Origin of the sequence: Agromyces sp. SYSU T00194 (genome assembly GCF_040496035.1) — a bacterium.
Taxonomy (GTDB): domain Bacteria; phylum Actinomycetota; class Actinomycetes; order Actinomycetales; family Microbacteriaceae; genus Agromyces; species Agromyces chitinivorans.
This window is the reverse complement of sequence record NZ_JBEPJZ010000001.1, coordinates 1,411,424-1,428,071: the sequence shown is the minus strand read 5'-3', so window position 1 is coordinate 1,428,071 and position 16,648 is coordinate 1,411,424. Positions and strand designations below refer to the sequence as shown.

Annotated in this window: 14 protein-coding genes; 4 read left to right on the top strand and 10 right to left on the bottom strand. The window is 73.0% G+C overall.

What is annotated here, in order from left to right:
* Positions 1 to 18 precede the first annotated feature (18 nt).
* From ABZK10_RS06635 to ABZK10_RS06625, 3 genes are read right to left on the bottom strand one after another with little or no spacing between them, the layout of a single operon-like run.
* A complete protein-coding gene (locus ABZK10_RS06635; protein WP_353808391.1) occupies positions 19 to 864 on the bottom strand; it encodes a transglutaminase family protein in 846 nt (281 codons plus the stop codon).
* Entirely contained in the window at positions 861 to 1,790 is a 930-nt protein-coding gene (locus ABZK10_RS06630) for an alpha-E domain-containing protein (protein ID WP_353808390.1), read from the bottom strand. The genes ABZK10_RS06635 and ABZK10_RS06630 overlap by 4 nt, the downstream gene beginning before the upstream one ends.
* Positions 1,784 to 3,520, bottom strand: a complete 1,737-nt coding sequence (locus ABZK10_RS06625) for a circularly permuted type 2 ATP-grasp protein (RefSeq protein ID WP_353808389.1) — start codon at positions 3,518 to 3,520, stop codon at positions 1,784 to 1,786. Before ABZK10_RS06625 ends, ABZK10_RS06630 begins: the two co-directional genes overlap by 7 nt.
* A 140-nt stretch (positions 3,521 to 3,660) precedes the next feature.
* Here ABZK10_RS06625 and ABZK10_RS06620 point away from each other — a divergent pair, with 140 nt between their 5' ends.
* On the top strand, positions 3,661 to 4,086 hold the full coding sequence (locus ABZK10_RS06620; protein ID WP_353808388.1) for a MarR family winged helix-turn-helix transcriptional regulator: 426 nt from the start codon (positions 3,661 to 3,663) through the stop codon (positions 4,084 to 4,086).
* Positions 4,087 to 4,091: 5 nt separating this feature from the next.
* Positions 4,092 to 5,636, top strand: coding sequence for an MFS transporter (locus tag ABZK10_RS06615; protein ID WP_353808387.1), 1,545 nt, complete (start codon positions 4,092 to 4,094; stop codon positions 5,634 to 5,636).
* On the opposite strand, the gene ABZK10_RS06610 is transcribed toward ABZK10_RS06615, so the two are convergent.
* A complete protein-coding gene (locus ABZK10_RS06610) occupies positions 5,561 to 7,069 on the bottom strand; it encodes an apiosidase-like domain-containing protein (RefSeq protein ID WP_353808386.1) in 1,509 nt (502 codons plus the stop codon). The genes ABZK10_RS06615 and ABZK10_RS06610 overlap by 76 nt on opposite strands.
* 153 nt (positions 7,070 to 7,222) lie before the next feature.
* Between ABZK10_RS06610 and ABZK10_RS06605 the strand changes: the two genes are divergently transcribed.
* Positions 7,223 to 8,101, top strand: a complete 879-nt coding sequence (locus tag ABZK10_RS06605; RefSeq protein WP_353808385.1) for an SMP-30/gluconolactonase/LRE family protein — start codon at positions 7,223 to 7,225, stop codon at positions 8,099 to 8,101.
* 23 nt (positions 8,102 to 8,124) lie between these two features.
* Here the strand turns inward: ABZK10_RS06605 and ABZK10_RS06600 are convergent, their stop codons facing one another.
* The gene (locus ABZK10_RS06600; RefSeq protein ID WP_353809623.1) at positions 8,125 to 8,994 is read right to left on the bottom strand and encodes an NAD-dependent epimerase/dehydratase family protein; all 870 of its coding nucleotides are present in this window, start codon (positions 8,992 to 8,994) and stop codon (positions 8,125 to 8,127) included.
* A 124-nt stretch (positions 8,995 to 9,118) separates the two neighbouring features.
* On the opposite strand from ABZK10_RS06600, the gene ABZK10_RS06595 reads away from it, so the two are divergent.
* Positions 9,119 to 11,770, top strand: coding sequence for a family 78 glycoside hydrolase catalytic domain (locus tag ABZK10_RS06595; protein ID WP_353808384.1), 2,652 nt, complete (start codon positions 9,119 to 9,121; stop codon positions 11,768 to 11,770).
* 171 nt (positions 11,771 to 11,941) lie between these two features.
* Here the strand turns inward: ABZK10_RS06595 and ABZK10_RS06590 are convergent, their stop codons facing one another.
* From ABZK10_RS06590 to ABZK10_RS06570, 5 genes are read right to left on the bottom strand one after another with little or no spacing between them, the layout of a single operon-like run.
* On the bottom strand, positions 11,942 to 12,823 hold the full coding sequence (locus tag ABZK10_RS06590) for a phosphogluconate dehydrogenase C-terminal domain-containing protein (RefSeq protein ID WP_353808383.1): 882 nt from the start codon (positions 12,821 to 12,823) through the stop codon (positions 11,942 to 11,944).
* Positions 12,820 to 13,614 carry a sugar phosphate isomerase/epimerase family protein gene (locus ABZK10_RS06585; protein ID WP_353808382.1) on the bottom strand — a complete coding sequence of 265 codons (795 nt, stop codon included), beginning with the start codon at positions 13,612 to 13,614 and terminating at the stop codon, positions 12,820 to 12,822. Before ABZK10_RS06585 ends, ABZK10_RS06590 begins: the two co-directional genes overlap by 4 nt.
* Complete coding sequence (locus tag ABZK10_RS06580) at positions 13,611 to 14,387, bottom strand: triose-phosphate isomerase family protein (RefSeq protein WP_353808381.1); 777 nt, start codon at positions 14,385 to 14,387, stop codon at positions 13,611 to 13,613. The genes ABZK10_RS06585 and ABZK10_RS06580 overlap by 4 nt, the downstream gene beginning before the upstream one ends.
* Positions 14,387 to 14,857 carry a ribose-5-phosphate isomerase gene (locus ABZK10_RS06575; protein WP_353808380.1) on the bottom strand — a complete coding sequence of 157 codons (471 nt, stop codon included), beginning with the start codon at positions 14,855 to 14,857 and terminating at the stop codon, positions 14,387 to 14,389. The genes ABZK10_RS06580 and ABZK10_RS06575 overlap by 1 nt, the downstream gene beginning before the upstream one ends.
* Positions 14,854 to 16,635 (bottom strand): dihydroxyacetone kinase family protein, encoded by a 1,782-nt coding sequence (locus ABZK10_RS06570; protein WP_353808379.1) that lies wholly within the window; start codon positions 16,633 to 16,635, stop codon positions 14,854 to 14,856. Before ABZK10_RS06570 ends, ABZK10_RS06575 begins: the two co-directional genes overlap by 4 nt.
* Positions 16,636 to 16,648 lie beyond the last annotated feature (13 nt).

The window sequence follows — 16,648 nt, the reverse complement described above, 5'->3', positions numbered from 1 at the left end:
CGGCCGGGCAGAACGCGGTCAGGCCTCGCGCGTGATCTCCACCGTGACGAACATCGAGGAGGCACCGGGACTCGCGTACACGCCGCGCAACGGGGCGACGTCGTGGTAGTCGCGGCCGCGGGCGACGAGCACGTGCCGCTCGCCGATCTCGATGAGGTTCGTCGGGTCGTAGCCCCGCCAGTCGCCCGCGTACCACTCGACCCACGCGTGCGACTCGCCGGTGACGGTCAGCCCGAGCGGGGTGTCGTGGTTCGGGTGCAGGTACCCCGAGACGTACCGCGCCGGGATGCCGATCGACCGCAGCGCGCCGAGGGTCACGTGCGCGATGTCCTGGCAGACGCCCTTGCGGTGCTCCCAGGCCTCGTGCGCGGTCGAGTGCACGCCGGTCACGCCGGGCATGTACTCGAGCGCCTCGCCGACGGCACGGGACACGGCGAGCGCCGTCTCCGCGACGGACCCGCCGCGGTCGGCGATCGACCGGGCGAGTTCCACGACCTCGGCCGGCGGCCGCGTCGCATCCGTCTGGGTGATCTGCTCGACGAACTCGGTGGTCGAGGCGGACAGTGCGTGCAGGTCGTCCCACGCGATGTCGACGGGCTCCTGCGGGAGCGGACGCACCTCGACGAGGCTCGACGCGGTCACCGACAGCTCGCGGTGCGGCGTCAGCACCTCGAAGGTCGACACGCGGGTGCCCCAGTAGTCGAGGTACGCGTGCTGGGTGGCCGCGGGGCGGATGTCGAGGTTCGACGACAGCACGAACTGCTCGCCGCCCGAGTGCGGCAGCAGCCGGGCCTCGTTGTACGACGCCGACGCCGGCTCATCGTAGGTGAAGCCGGTGCGGTGGACGATGCGGAGCCTGCTCATGTGACCTCCCCCGTCCATACCGGCATTCCGCTCGTCGGGAAGTACCGCCTCCTGATGGCCTCGCTCGCCGCCGAGGTGACCTCCTGGATGTGCTCCATCTTGCCCGAGAGGTCGACCGTGATGTCCGAGATCGGCCGGTACTCCAACTCGGAGCGGATCTGCCCGAGCAGGCGCCGAGCCTGGTCCTCGACGCCGACGCGGCCGGAGCGCGGGTCGATCTCGCGCAGCGACTCCTCGGCCCGGCTCACCGAGTAGAGGATCGAGCGCGGGAACAGCCGATCGAGGATGAGGAACTCGGCCGCGGACTCCGACGACGGCATGCCGCGGTAGCTGCGGAGGTACGCCTCGTAGGCGCCGCAGCTGCGCAGCAGAGTGGTCCACGACGGGCCGGACGCCTCGGTCAGCGAGCGCGTCGCGAGCAGGCGCGCGGTCATGTCGGCCTGTTCGATGGCCCGCCCGAGGGAGAAGAACTGCCACGCCTCGTCGCGGCTGTGGCCGGTGTTGGCGATGCCGATCGCGAGGGCGGCGCGGTCGCGCACCCAGCGGAAGAACTCGTGCGTCTTGTCGCTCGCGACGAGCCGGGGCATGCGCGCGTTGGTGGTGTTGAGGCACTCCCAGAGCTCGGTCGAGACGATCTCGCGGGCGCGGCGGGCGTTCTCGCGGGCGTTCGCGATCGAGTAGGCGATGGATGCCGCGTGATCGCGGTTCACGGCCAGCAGGTCCATCACGTCGGCACGGTTCAGCTCGACGTCGTCGTTGGGCTCGGAGCCCATGACCGACATGAGCGACCGGCACGCGGTGTCCTCGTCGATCCACGGGTCCTCGAGCAGGAGCTGGAGGTGGACGTCGAGGATGCGCGCGGTGCCGTCGCTGCGCTCGACATAGCGCCCGATCCAGAACAGCGACTCGGCGATGCGGCTCAGCATGACGTACCCCCGTCCCGCGATTGCTGCTGTTGTTGCTGCTGCTGCTGCAGCCGCACGTCGGCGTCCTCGTCCTCGGGGGCGCTCGAGAGCGGCGGGGCCACGTGCGGGGTCTGGATCGACGGACCGTTGCCGCCGATCGGCGCCTCCATCTCCTCGCCCTCGAGGTCGAGGATGTTGAGCACGCCCGTCGCGGGCCCTGAGGCCTGCTCGCCCACGAGCGTGCCCGCATCGCGATGCACCGGCGTCGCGGTCACCGGCGAGGCCGGCCCGTCGCCGACGATCCAGGTGTCCTTCGAGCCGCCGCCCTGGGAGGAGTTCACCACGAGCTGCCCCTCGGGGAGGGCGACGCGGGTGAGCCCGCCCGGCAGCACCCAGACGTCGTCGCCGTCGTTGACCGCGAACGGGCGCAGGTCGGCGTGCCGCGGTCGCATGCCGTCGTCCACGAGCGTGGGGATGGTCGACAGCTGCACGACGGGCTGGGCGATCCAGCCGCGGGGGTCGGCCTGGAGCTGGGCCCGCAGCGTCGCGAGCTCCTGCCGCGAGGCATCCGGCCCCACCACCAGGCCCTTCCCGCCCGAACCGTCGACGGGCTTCACGACGAGCTCGTCGAGGCGGTCGAGCACCTCCTCGAGCGCGCCGGGCTCCTCGAGCCGCCAGGTGTCGACGTTCGGCAGGATCGGCTGCTCGCCCAGGTAGTAGCGGATGAGGTCGGGCAGGTAGGTGTAGGTCAGCTTGTCGTCGGCGACGCCGTTGCCGACGCCGTTGGCGATCGTCACGTTGCCGAGGCGCGCGGCGAGCAGGAGGCCCGGGGCGCCGAGCACCGAGTCGTGCCGGAACTGCTGCGGGTCGATGAACTCGTCGTCGACGCGCCGGTAGATGACGTCGACGCGGGTGGGGCCGGCCGTCGTGCGCATCCAGACCCGGCCGCCCGAGCAGAACAGGTCGCGACCCTCGACGAGCTCGACGCCCATGAGGCGGGCGAGCAGGGTGTGCTCGAAGTACGCGGAGTTGTAGACGCCGGGCGTGAGCACCACGATGTTCGGGTCCTCGACGCCCTCGGGCGCGCTCGCGCGCAGCGACTGGAGCAGCCGGTTCGGGTAGTCGCCGACGGGCTTGACGCGCATCGAGACGAACAGCTCGGGCAGCGTCTGCGCCATGACGCGCCGGTTCGAGATGACGTAGGAGACGCCGCTCGGCACGCGCACGTTGTCCTCGAGCACGCGCCAGGCGCCGACCTCGTCGCGGATCAGGTCGATGCCCGAGACGTGCACCCGCACGTTGTTGGGGGTCTCGATGCCCACGGCCTGCCGGTGGAAGTGCTTGGAGGTCGAGATCAGGGAAGCCGGGATCACGCCGTCGCGCACGCACGCCTGCGGCCCGTACACGTCGGCGAGGAAGCGCTCGAGCGCGGTGACGCGCTGCCGCACGCCGGCCTCGACCTGGGCCCAGTCGCCGGCGGAGATGACTCTCGGAACGGCATCGAGCGGGAACGGCCGCTCCTCCCCCGCGAAGTCGAACGTGACGCCCTGCGCGAGGTAGGAGCTCGCGAGCGCCTCGGTCCGTCCGCGCAGTTCGTCCTGTGTCATGCGGGCGAGCGCGGTGTGGATCTCGCGGTACGGGGTGCGGACCCCGACCGCGTCCGAGGGGAACATCTCGTCCCACGGCGCCGCGCCCTTGCGCCTGCGCCGCCCCTTGCGGGTCGCGGCGTAGTCGTCGAAGAGTGTCGCCATTGGTGCAGCCTCTCAGGGAGTGGTTACGGCGATGTTACCGATGGTCGCAGGTTGCGCGCCGGGGGTTGACCCGGCCCGGTACCCTTGGCGCCCGCACGCCGGGTTTCCTTAGCAAGCCTAATGAGCTAGGCTAAGCGTTCGTGCAGAAGACCATCGCGGAACAGGGCTCGGACCTGCGGCTGGCGGTGTTCCGGCTCGCCCGTCGGCTGCGGGCCCAGAAGGCCGACGATGGCATGAGCGACGGCCAGTTCGCCGTGCTCGCGGGCCTGTACCTGAACGGTGCGCACACGCTCACCGAGCTGGCCGATCGCGAGCGCGTCTCGGCGCCGTCGATGAACCGCACCGTGAACTGCCTGCAGGACTCCGGCTACGTCGAGCGGTCGGCGGACCCCGACGACGGGCGCAAGACGAACATCGCGCTGACCGACGCCGGCACGACCGTGGTGAGCGAGACGGTGAGCAAGCGCGACGCGTGGCTCGCCGCCCGCGTGAAGGAACTGCCGAAGGAGGACCGCGCGGTACTCGCGCGGGCCGTCGAACTGATGGAGGAGATCGTCACCCGTTGAGTGCCATGTTCCGATCGCTCTCGAGCGTCAACTACCGGCTCTGGTTCATCGGAGCACTCGTGTCGAACATCGGCAGCTGGATGCAGGCCACCACCCAGAACTGGGTCGTCCTCACCGAGCTGACCGACAACGACGCGGTCGCCGTGGGCGTCACCATGGCGCTGCAGTTCGGCCCGCAGCTCGTGCTGGTGCCGATCACGGGCCTCATCGCCGACCGGTTCGACCGGCGGAAGATCCTCATGCTCACCCAGACCGCGCTCATGCTGCTCGGCCTGGCGCTCGGCCTGCTGCTCATCTTCGGCCACGCCTCGATCTGGCACCTCTACGCATTCGCGCTCGGCCTCGGCATCATCAACGCGATCGACGCGCCGGCGCGGCAGACCTTCGTCGCCGACCTCGTCGCCGAGCACAACATGTCCAACGCGGTCGCGCTGAACTCGGCGTCGTTCAACGCGGCGCGCCTCATCGGGCCCGCCCTCGCGGGCTTCCTCATCGTGCTGATCGGCTCGGGGTGGGTGTTCGTGGTGAACGCCGTCACCTTCCTCGCCGTGCTGGGCGCGCTGGCCGCGCTGCGGACCGACCAGCTCCGGCCCCGCCTCCGGCGCGCGCGGGGACGCGGCGACCTCGCCGCGGGATTCCGCTACGTGCGCGGACGCCCCGACCTGGTCGTGGTGTTCACGATGGTGTTCATCATGGGCGCGTTCGGCATGAACTTCCCGATCTTCTCGTCGACGATGGCCGTGGAGTTCGGCCGCGGCGCCGGCGAGTACGGGGTGCTCTCGTCGATCCTCGCGATCGGCTCGCTGACGGGCGCGCTCCTCGCCGCCCGGCGCGACCGCGCCCGGCTGCGGGTCATCATCGCCGCGACCGGGCTCTTCGCCGTCGCTGCGCTCGTCTCGGCGGTCATGCCGACGTACTGGAGCTTCGCGGCGTCCACGATCCTCATCGGCTTCACCGCGGTGACGCTGCTCACGACGGCCAACGGCTTCGTGCAGACCACCACCGACCCCGACGTGCGCGGTCGGGTCATGGCCCTCTACATGGCGATCCTGATGGGCGGCACGCCCGTGGGTGCGCCCATCGTGGGCTGGATCGCGAACGAGCTCGGCCCGCGCTGGGCGCTGGGCGCCGCATCCGTCGCCGCGGTCGTCGCGTGCGGCATCGGCCTCGGCTGGATGATCGTCGCGCGGGGCCTGCGGGTCGTGCGCCACCCCGAGGCGCGCTGGGGGGTGGCCGTGACCCACGCCGGTCGACGGCTGCCGGATGCCCCGGGCCTGGTCGACGGCGTGCGCCAGCCGGTGCCCGCGATCACCAGCCCGGTCGCGGTCGTGGCGGCCAACCCGCCGGCCCCCGAGGAGTTCTCCGAGGAGGTCGCGCTCACCTCGCCGATCCCGCTGCCGAAGCTCGGCCGCGACGAGCCGCCGGCCCCCAGGCCGCACGGCGAGGGCTGCCACGTGCCGCCCGGCGGCGCCGGTCAGCCGACGCGGCGCACCCGCAGCGCGAGCGCCTCGCCCGCCGGCAACGCGACCGGTCGGGCGCCCCGCGCGTAGGCGTCGTTCTTCGCCACCTCGTCGAGCTCGAAGACGCGTCCCACCGGCGTCACGGTCATGTTCCAGGTGTCGATCACGTCGACCTCGAACCGGTCGCCGACCGCCAGCTGCACGCCGCGCCACCCGATCGGCAGGCGGAAGGCCCACTCCTCGGGCGCGCTGCGCCCGAGGTACTGCAGGTAGGTGCGCCCGTCGACGCCCGCGACGAATGCGTCGTCCCACCAGTTGTCGATCGGGTCGAGGCCGGCCCCGTCCACGTCGTCGAGGATGCCGCGCAGGAAGCCGAGTCGGGCGGGGCTCTGCCCGACGAACGGACCGCCCTCGACGATGTGCAGGCTGCCCGACGGGATCACGAAGCTCTCGCCGTGGGACGCGTAGCAGCCCGAGACCGTCGTGATCCAGAACTGGTGGACGAGTTCCTCGGCGCCCAGGTGCCCCCAGCGGTCGGGCACGTCGCCCTCGTACTTGATCTCGTCGAGCACGACCGGCTTGCGGTAGGCGTCGCGGAACAGCGAGGCGCGCCCGAAGTCCTCGGTCGCCTGACCGAGCTGCAGCGAGGCGTGGGTCACCCACGGCCGGTTGTGGTCGAACAGCCGCACGAGGTTGTGGATGGACCGCGGGTGGTCGTACGGGTCGAGCCCGGCGAGGCGCACCCCCGCCGCATCCCACCGCTCGTCGGGCCGGTCGATCTGGTCGAACTCGTTGCACAGCGACCACCACACGTTCGGGAACGCCGACAGGCGCGCCACGAGGTACCGGAGGTAGGCGGCGTCCTGCTCCTCGGTCAGCCCGTCGAGTCCGAACCGGCCGTAGTCGTACGCGTTGTACACGAGCACCTCGGCCTGGATGCCCGCGGCGCCGAGCGTGCGGACGGCGCCCTCGAGGCGTCGGAAGAACTGCGGCACCGGCCGGGCGACGTCCCAGGCGCCGTCGGCGTCGCGCTCGAACGGCAGCAGTTCGGGGAAGTGCTCGACGTACCCGCCCGCCTGCGGGAAGACCATGAACCGCAGCTTGTTCATGCCGGCAGCGGCGACCGCCTCGACGGTCTGCGTGAACAGCGGCTCCTCCTGGTGGAGCCAGTTGTAGACGGTGGCGCCGACCGGGCGGAACGGCGTGCCGTCGGCGTGGGCGAAGTGGTACCGGCCGGCGATGCGCACCGGGCCGTGCTCGCCGGATGCCGCGGGGCCGACCTCGAACGCGCCCTCGCGATCGTGCAGTGCCGGCGCGTCCGACGTGCTCCGCCAGCTCCATCCACCCTCGAGCCCGGGCGCGAAGCGCACGACGTAGCGGTCGCCGCCGTCCCAGAAGCCGGGCACGTCGACCGTGCCGCCGTCGGCGTGGGCGAAGCGCACGCGCAGCGGCTCGACGTCGGCGGGGATCGGCACTGCGGGACCGGTGAAGGCGAGTTCCAGGGGGGCGAAGCGGGGGTGCATGCGGGTCCTCTCGTCGATGAGGTGGTCGGGCGGGCGGGGGTGCGGCACGCGGGGCTACGCTGACATCGAGCGCGAACCGACGGGGATGCCGGACGGGCTCGCGGTCCGCCGACGGCGGCGGATCGGCAGGCAACGGGGTCGGAGGGAACGGCCATGACCGGAATCGGACTCATCGCCGGCGGCGCGAAGCCGGAGCAGCTCGCGACGGGCTGCGTCTGGAGCGAGGGCCCGCTGTGGCTGCCCGACCGACGGCGCCTGCGCTGGAGCGACATCCCCAACGACCGCATCGTCGAGTGGGACGCCGCGACCGGCGAGATGAGCGTGTTCCGCGACGGTGCGGAGTACACGAACGGGCGGACCCTCGACCTCGAGGGTCGGGTGGTGCAGTGCAGCCACGGCCGGCGCGCGATCGAGCGCGAGGGGGCGAACGGCCCCGAGACGGTCGTCGGGCGCTGGGCGCAGGGGCGCTTCAACTCCCCGAACGACGTGGCGGTGGCATCCGACGGGGCGATCTGGTTCACCGACCCGCCGTACGGACTCGACCCGAGCGGTCGCGAGGGGCACCCGGCCCCCCAGGAGTACGACGGATGCTTCGTCTTCCGCGTCGACCCGGCGACGGGCGTCGCCGAGGCGGTCGTGACCGACCTCGTGCACCCGAACGGCATCGGCTTCTCGCCCGACGAGTCGGTGCTCTACGTGTCGGACACCGGCGCGCTGCAGGGGCACGAGGCCGAGGCGCACATCCACGCGTACCCGACGGACGGCGTTCGGGTCACCGGCCCCGGCGCACCGTTCACGCGGGTGCCGGCGGGCGTCTCCGACGGGTTCGCCATCGATGTCGAGGGCCGCGTCTGGACGTCGGCCGCGGACGGCGTGCACGTCTACACCCCGGGCGGCCGCCACCTGCACCACGTCAAGGTGCCGGAGGTGGTCTCGAACGTGACCTTCGGCGGCGACGACGGCCGCGACCTGTTCATCACCGCGACGTCGAGCCTGTACCGGGTCGCGACGCTCACGACCGCCGCGCGCTGACGCCCGCGTTCGCGGAGCGGGTCTCATGAACGCGCCTGCTCGGCCCGCCAGCGGGCGTACTCGTCGCGCCAGAGGTAGGCGGGCGCGAAGCCGAGCCGGTCGCGCGCCTTGTCGATGCACATGAGCGTCTCGAACTCGCCGAGCTCCTTCGCGAGGGGCACGTCGGGGTAGTGGCGCGCGACCAGCTCGGCGGTCGGCACCGTCATGCCTGTGTCCGGGGCGGCGACGTTGTAGACCTCGAAGCCGGGCTCCGCATGGCGCAGCGCCAGGGCGACGGCGGTCGCGCCGTCGCGCGAGTCGACGTAGCTGTGCAGGAGGTCGCGACGGTACTCGGGGTCGCCCGCCCGCTCGAACGAGCCGTACTCGTCGGGGTCGACCACGTTCGTGAAGCGCAGCGCGGTGATGCTGAGGCCCGCGCGCCAGCCCACGAGCTGCGCGGAGATCGCCTCCTCGGCGACCTTGCCGAGGGCGTAGGTGTTGTTCGCCTCGGTGGTCGTCTCGTCGACCGGGAGCGACTCGAGGTGCGCGAAGTCGGGGAAGCCCATCGCGGTGATGCTCGATGCGGTGACGATCGTGTCGATGCCGGCACGCACGGCGCCGTGCAGCACGTGGAAGGTCGCGGTGACGTTGTTGGTGAAGGTCGCGGCATCCGGCACCAGCCCGTTGACCGGCAGCGCCGCGAGGTGCACCAGCGCATCGAGGCCCTCGTGCCGGGCGGTCACGCCGAGGAGGGCGTCGAGCACCTGCCCGTAGTCCTGGAGGTCGACGCGCGTGAATCCGAAGCCCGGGGCGCCCACGATGTCGAGCCCGAGGACCTGGTGCCCGTCGGCGCGGAGGCGCTCGACGGTCGCCCGTCCGAGCTTGCCGGAACTGCCCGTGACGGCGATGCGCATCGTGACTCCCTCGTCGATTGATCGCATCAATCCTCCCGTACGTTTTGAAACGTGTCAATTCACTGGCATGATGGGCTCGACCCGGCTCCGCACCGACGCGGAACGCCCCGCACCAGGAGACTCCATGAGCATCGACGTCGCTGCCCCCACCTTCGAGCACCACCGCGAGGCGCTCGGGATCGGCACCCCCGAACCGCGCCTGTCGTGGAAGACGCAGGCCCCCGACGGGTGGACCCAGGCCGCCTACGAACTGCACGTCGAACGCGACGGGGCCGACGGCGTCGCCGGCACGGCGGGCGCCGGCACGGCGGGCGCCGTCGCGCACGCCGACCACGCCGCCGGGTGGACCTCCGACCCCATCCCCGGCGACGCGCAGGTGCTCGTGCCCTGGCCGGTCGCCGCGCTCGCCTCGCGCGAGCGCGCGAGGGTGCGCGTGCGCGTCACCGGCACCGACGGCAGCCGCTCCGGGTGGAGCGAGCCCGGCATCGTCGAGGCCGGCCTGCTCGAGGCATCCGACTGGATCGCCTACCCCGTGGGCTCTGCCCGGCAGGAGGACCCGCTCGCCGAGGAGCGCCGCCCGTCGATCGTGCGTCGCGCGTTCACCGCACGCCCCGGTCTCGTGGCCGCGCGCCTCTACGTGACCGCGCACGGCCTGTACGAGGTCGAGCTGAACGGCCGACGCGTGGGCGACGACGCGATGTCGCCCGGCTGGACCCCCTACCGCGAGCGCCTCCGCTACCTCACCTACGACGTGACCGGCCTCGTCGCCGAGGGCGAGAACGCCATCGGCTCCTGGCTCGGCGACGGCTGGTACCGCGGCCGCATCGGGTGGGACACCGGCTTCCGCAACCTCTACGGCAGCGACCTGTCGCTGCTCGCCCAGCTCGAGCTGCGCTACGCCGACGGCAGCACCGAGACCGTCGCCACCGACGACTCGTGGCGCGCCGCGCCGAGCCCCATCGTGCGCACCGGCAACTACGACGGAGAGTTGCACGACGCCCGGCTCGAGGAGGCCGGCTGGTCGAGCCCGGGCTTCGACGACTCCGCCTGGGGCCACGTGGTCGCCGCCCGCCGCGACCCGGCGACGCTCGTCGCGCCCGACGGCCCGCCCGTGCGCTGCACCGAGGAGGTCGCCCCGGTCGAGGTGCTCACGACCCCGTCGGGCGCCCGGGTGCTCGACTTCGGCCAGAACCTCGTCGGGCGCATGCGGATCCGCGTGCGCGGGGCATCCGGCGACCGGGTCGCGCTGCGCACCGCGGAGGTGCTGCAGGAGGGCGAGATCTACACCCGGCCGCTGCGCTCGGCGAAGTCGACCGACGAGTACGTGCTCGCCGGTCGCGAGGCCGAGGAGTGGGAGCCGCGGTTCACGTTCCACGGGTTCCGCTACGCCGAGGTGTCGGGCTGGCCCGGCGACCTCGACGCGGCCGTCGCGAACGGCGACATCGTCGCCCGGGTCTACCACACCGACATGGAGCGCACCGGCTGGTTCGACTCGTCGAACCCGCTCGTGAACCGGCTGCACGAGAACGTCGTGTGGAGCATGCGCGGCAACTTCCTCGACATCCCCACCGACTGCCCGCAGCGCGACGAGCGGGTCGGCTGGACCGGCGACATCCAGGTCTTCGCGCCGACCGCGTCGTTCCTCTACGACGTGTCGGGCATGCTCTCGGGCTGGCTGAAGGACGTCGCGCTCGAGCAGCTGCCCGACGGCACCGTGCCCTGGTACGTGCCGGTCATCCCCGCGCAGCGCATGTGGACGCCCATCCAGCCCGGCGCCGCCTGGGGCGACGTCGCGGCCATCACGCCGTGGACGCTCTACGAGCGGTTCGCCGACGCCGGAATCCTCCGCCGCCAGTACGAGAGTGCGAAGGCGTGGGTCGAGCTGCAGGAGCGGCTCGCCGGCGAGAACCGCCTCTGGGAGGGCGGCTTCCAGCTGGGCGACTGGCTCGACCCGGCCGCTCCCCCGCACGACCCGGCCGATGCCCGCACCGACCGCTACCTCGTCGCGACGGCGTACTTCGCCCGCTCGGCGGAGCGGCTCGCGCGCACCGCCGAGGTGCTCGGGCTGGCCGACGACGCGGCGCGGTTCGACGCGCTCGCGGCCTCGGTGCGCGCCGCGTTCACCGCCGCCTACGTCGGCGACGACGGCCGCATGACCAGCGACGCCCAGACGGCGTACGCGCTCGCGATCGCGTTCGACCTCGTGCCGGAGTCGCTGCGGGATGCCGCGGGCGCACGCCTCGCCGAGCTGGTCGAGGAGGCCGACCACCGCATCGCCACCGGCTTCGTCGGCACGCCCATCGTCTCCGACGCGCTCACCGAGACAGGGCACGCGGATGCCGCGTACGACCTCCTCCTCGAGGAGGGCGCGCCGTCGTGGCTGTACGCGGTGCGCCAGGGCGGCACCACGATCTGGGAGCGTTGGGACAGCCTGCGCCCCGACGGCACGGTGAACCCCGGCTCGATGACCTCGTTCAACCACTACGCGCTCGGCGCCGTGGCGGACTGGATGCACCGCGTGGTCGCCGGCCTCGCGGCCGCCGAGCCGGGCTACCGGCGCATCCGCTTCGCCCCGCAGCCGGGCGGCGGGTTCACCCACGCGTCGGCCGCGCACGAGACGCCCTACGGGCGCGCGGCGATCGGCTGGCGCATCGACGACGGACGGATGCACGTGCAGGTCGTCGTGCCGACGGGCGCGACCGCGACCGTGGAGCTGCCCGGCGCGGAGCCCGTTGCGGTCGGCAGCGGCACGCACGAGTTCGACGTCGCGGCCTGACGCGCGACGGCGCGGCCCTGCATCCCCGCCTGGCCGAGTACGCGAAGTGCGGGAATGCGCACCGCGTTCCCGCACGTCGTGTACTCGGAGGGACGCGCCCCGCCTGGCCGAGTACGCGAAGTGCGGGAATCCGCGAAGGATTCCCGCACTTCGCGTACTCGGTGGCGCGCGTCAGCGCTCGATGCGGTCCAGGTGGAGCATCCGCGCCAGGTTCCTGTCGAGCTCGTCGTCGCGGAAGACCTTCTTCCAGTCGTCCTTGATGATCGACTCCTTGCCGTAGTCCATCGCGATCAGGCACGCGTCGCTGAACGGGTTGTCGCCGCGCAGGCCGTTCGCGAGGGCGACCTGGGTGTGGCCGAGCAGGATGCTGCGGGCCGCCGCCTCGGGCACGCCCATCGTGTTGACGGCCTCGTCGAGCGACTCCTTGAGCAGGGCCCCGATCATGCACGCGATCGTCTCGACCAGGGTCGGCTCGAGCTGCGCGAGCTGCTTGATCGTGACCCAGTGCACGTCGACCACGGGCGCGTAGATCGCCCGCACGGTCGCCTCGACGATGGCCTGCTTGGCGGGGTCGTCCGACTCGATCGCCGCGATGGCGTCCTGCGGGGCGGCGATGCCGCCGAAGGTGTCGGCGTACTCCTCGGGCGTGGTGCGCTGCAGGAAGATCGACGGGTGGCACGGGTGCGCGACGGCCTGGATCACGTCGTCGCGCGTCGTGAGCAGCCCCGCGTAGGCGGCGGCGGGGTCGAGCGTGAGCACGATCGCGCCCGGCTTCATCTGCGGCACCACCTCGGCCGTCACCGGGGCGAGCGCCAGGTCGGGCACCGCGAACACCACGATGTCGGCCTCGCGCACGGCGTCGGACAGGTCGGTGAGCGTGCGGCCCGCGGCCTCGACGCGCTCGCGCCCGGCCGGAGCGACCTCGACGTAGAAGACCGCGTGGTCGGTCCGGACGAGGTTGTCGGAGACGCGCATGCCCATCTTGCCGCCGGCGCCGAGCACGGCGATGGTGTGGGTGTCGGTCTGCGGGGGGTTGTGCACGGTGTCGGTCATGACATGCTCCTCAGGTACTCCAGTGCGGTGGCCGTCCACTCCCGTTCGGTGCGGACGGTGGTCTCGGGGTCGCCCTGCCAGGGCAGCCAGTGCTCGACGATCTCGTTGATGCCACGCTCGCGCGGGCGGATCTGCTCGAACAGGTACGGGTACTCGCCCAGGCCCTCGCCCATGGGCGTGCCCGTGTAGGTGAAGCCGACCCAGCCGTCCTGGCGGGCGAAGGCCGAGTCCTTGGCGTGCACGTTGCGGGTGAGCGCCGCGCAGGCGTCGATCGTGTCGCGCGGCAGCTCGAGCGCGGCGACGACGTTGGCCGGGTCGAGGCAGATGCCGAGGCGGTCGCTGCCGACGCGCTCGACGAGGCCGACGAGCGCGGCGGTGGGCAGCTGCTCGTAGGTCTCGAGTGCGAGGGTGACGCCGGCGGCCTCGTAGTCGCGGATGCTCCGCGCGAGCAGCTCCTCGGCCTCGGCGAGCGTCGGGCGGAAGTCGGGGGCGAACACCATGCTGCGCACGAGCGTCGCGCCGAACGCGTCGGCGAGGCGCAGGAAGCGCGCGAGGTGGTCGGCCGCGATGCCCTTGGTGCCGAGTTCAACGGTGAGCCCGAGGTCGGATGCCGCGCGGGCGGCATCGCCGATCTCGCGGTCGGAGAGCTCGAGCAGCGGCGCGTAGTCGCAGACCTGGAACAGCTCGACGCCGAGCGCGCGGGTCGCCTCGAACGCGCCCACCAGGGAGAGCGGCTCGGGCACCCGGTCGGAGTGCTGCCAGAAGAACGCATAGGTGCCGAGGCCGATCACGAGACGACCCCCCGGGCGTCGGCGAGCGCCGCGGCCTCGTCGAGCACGGCGAGGAACGCATCGGGGTCGTGGCCGAACCGGCCGACGAACAGCCCGTCGACCGCGCCGTCGAGCGCGGTGAGCAGCCCGGGCCCGGCCGATCCGCCGTAGATCACGGCCGAGCCGTCGCGGCCCTCGAGCTCGGCGACCGCGGCGCGCAGGCCGAGCGCGACCTCGGTGATGTGCGCGGCGGGCGCGGGCTCGGGGGCGCCGATCGCCCAGACCGGCTCGTAGGCGACGATCACGCGACCCGCGGGGGCGCCGTCGAGCGCCCGGTGCACCTGGCCGACGACCTCGGCGACGGCGTCGGCCGGAGGCATCCGCTCACCCTCGCCCACGCAGAGCACCGGCACCAGCCCGTTGCGCAGCGCCGCCCGGGCCTTCGCCGCCACGACGTCCTCGGTCTCGCCGTAGAGGCGCCGGCGCTCGGCGTGGCCGACCTCGACGTGCGTGGCGCCGACCTCGGCGAGTTCGGCGCCGGAGACCTCGCCCGTGAACGCCCCACGATCCTCGGTCGCGAGGTCCTGCGCGCCGACGCGCACCCGCGTGCCGGCGAACGCGGCGACGGCGGCCGGCACCTGGAGGTAGGTGGGGATGACGAAGCACTCGACCCGTCCGTCGGCCACCGCCGGGTGCGCGGGCACGCGCGCGGCCACCTCGCGCAGCCAGCGCACGCCGTCGGCGTGCCCGAAGTACATCTTCAGGCTGATGCCGACCGAGACGGGTGCGGCCATCAGCAGCTGCCGGACGTCTCGTACGCGTCGAGCACGGCGACCTTCTCGGCCGACGCCGACGACGGGTCGAAGCGGTAGGTGAGCCACTCGCGCACCAGGCGGCGGGCGAGCTCGACGCCGACGACGCGCTGGCCCATGGTCAGCACCTGCGCGTTGTTCGAGAGCACGCCGCGCTCGACCGAGAAGCTGTCGTGCGCCGTCACCGCGCGGATGCCCGGCACCTTGTTCGCGGAGATCGCCACGCCGAGGCCGGTACCGCAGATGAGCAGCGCACGGTCTGCCTCGCCGGCGCGCACCAGCTCGGCGGCGGTCACGGCGACCTTCGGGTACGGGGTGCGGCCGTCGGCGTCGACCCCGACGTCGACGACGGACGCGACGCCGTCGCTCGCCTCGAGGTCGCGCTTCAGGATCTCCTTGTAGTCGAAGCCGGCGTCATCGCTGCCGATGACGATGCGGAGGGGCTGGGTCATGCGGGGGTTCCCTTCGTGTCCGCGGCGGGTGCCGCGGCGGTGGCGCCGGCTTCGCCGGCGAGGACGTGGGCCACGGCGCGCGCGATGAGTGCGAACGAGTGGGCGCCGGGGTCGGGCGTGCCGAGGCTCCGCTCGGCGTGCGGGCGGGCGCGGCCCATGCGGGGCAGCAGCTCGGCGGTCGCGGCGGCGGCGGCGGATGCCTCGTCGGCGGCCGCGGCCCAGGCGACGGCGAGTCGCGCCCCCGCATCGACCTCGCGCCGGAGCGCGTCCGCGAACGGGACGAGCGCGTCGACCATGGTCTTGTCGCCGACCTCGGCCCTGCCGTATGCGCGGATGCCCGCGACGGCCGCGTTGATGCCGGTGGCGACCGTGTCGCGGGTCGGGGCGGCCTCGTCGCCGAGGGCTGCGCCGACCTCGCGCAGGGCGAGGCCCCAGAGCGCTCCCGACGTGCCTCCTGCGCGATGCGACCAGGCGTCGCCGGCCCGGGCGAGCGTGGTGCCCGCGCCGGCCCCGGCGTCGAGCGCGACGCTCGCCGCCGCGAGGGCGGCGTGCGCGCCGCGCTGCATCCCGATGCCGTGGTCGCCGTCGCCGGCGATCGCGTCCATGCGACCCAGTTCGTCGACGTGGGCGTCGATCGTCGCCGACACGGCGGCGACGGCCCGGTGCACGAGGCGGGCGCCGTCGCGCGACGCGTCGGTGGCGTCGGGGATCGCGTCGGCGGCGGCATCCGCCACCTCGACGACGTCCTCGAGCGGGGCCGCGACGACCGAGCCGCGCCGGTAGGCGGGCGTGTCGACCGGGGTCTCCCAGAGCTCGGCGAGCTCGTCGTCGAGCCAGAACAGCGTGAGGGAGCAGCCGGCCATGTCGAAGCTCGTGCAGTACTCGCCGACGTGCGGGTCGACGATCTCCGCGCCGGCCTCCTCGAGCAGCTCGGCCACGCGCCGGTAGACGACGAACAGCTCCTCGTACTTCACCGCGCCGAGGCCGTTGAGGATCGGCACGACGCGCACGCCGCGCGGTGCGTCGACGCCGTCGGGCAGCTCGGCGTCGGCGAGGAGATCGCCGACCAGCCGTTCGGCGAGTTCGTCGGCGGTCGGGATCTCGGTCTCGTCGATGCCCGGCTCGCCGTGGATGCCGAGGCCGACTGCCATGCGCCCCTCGGGCACGGTGAACAGCGGGGCGTCCGCGCCCGGCAGGGTGCATCCGGTGAAGGCGACGCCGAACGACCGCGTGCGCTCGTTCGCCAGGCGCGCGACGCGGGCCACGTCGGCGAGGTCGGCGCCCGCCTCGGCCGCCGCGGCGGCCGCGCGGAAGACGGTGAGGTCGCCGGCGATGCCGCGGCGCCGGTGCTGCTCGGAGACCGGCGCGCTGGAGATGTCGTCGGTCACCGTGACCGTCTCGCAGGGGATGCCCGCGGCCCGCAACTGCTCCTGCGCGGCGTCGAAGTTCAGCACGTCGCCCGCGTAGTTGCCGTAGCTGAGCAGCACGCCGCCGCCGCGCTGGGCGGCCTCGGCGACCGACCGCACCTGCTGGGTGGCGGGCGAGGCGAAGAGGTTGCCCATCGCGGCGCCGTGCGCGAGGCCCTGTCCGACGAGCCCGCCGAAGGCCGGGTAGTGGCCCGACCCGCCGCCGATGACGACGGCCACCTGGCCGGCCGGCGACGTCGTGGCACGCACCACCCCGCCGGGAACGGGCCGGACGTACCTGCGGTTGGCCGCTGCGAACCCGGCGATCATCTCGTCGGCGAACGCGTCGGGCTCGTTGAAGAGTCGAGTCAACGCTGCCTCCTGG